The sequence below is a fragment of the Bacillus hominis genome (assembly GCF_018332515.1).
GTDB classification, from domain to species: domain Bacteria; phylum Bacillota; class Bacilli; order Bacillales; family Bacillaceae_G; genus Bacillus_A; species Bacillus_A hominis.
This window is the reverse complement of the sequence record NZ_BOQD01000624.1, coordinates 1-354: the sequence shown is the minus strand read 5'-3', so window position 1 is coordinate 354 and position 354 is coordinate 1. Positions and strand designations below refer to the sequence as shown.

The following is a 354-nucleotide window of genomic DNA, read 5'->3' as shown; positions in this document are numbered from 1 at the left end:
CTTAGCTTGATAGCGATGTTCTAACTACCCCTACTTCCAACAGCAATTTACTCCTATATACCATTACAATAAACGTTACTTCCCTTTTAATTCGCTTTAAAATTGTAAATCGGCTTAATAATATGTTTGATATCAATTGTCTCTTTTGTATTCTCCACAATTTCATCCATCGGCTTATATACCATTGGAGCTTCATCTAACGTGCTTTCTGCAACAGATGTAGTCCAAACAGCTGTCATTGTATTTTGAAAATCCTCTAAATACATTAAAATAGGCAGTATAAACGAGACCGCGTTTCTGAATAATTATAAATTTAAAATAGGAACGGGTATAGATTAATATAGTATAAAAAGG

The 354-nt window shown here is 32.2% G+C and carries 1 pseudogene; it reads right to left on the bottom strand.

Going from position 1 to position 354, the window contains the following annotated elements:
- Nucleotides 1-86: 86 nt before the first annotated feature.
- Nucleotides 87-269 (bottom strand): annotated as a pseudogene (locus KI356_RS27675) (RtcB family protein); the annotation flags it as partial.
- Nucleotides 270-354 lie beyond the last annotated feature (85 nt).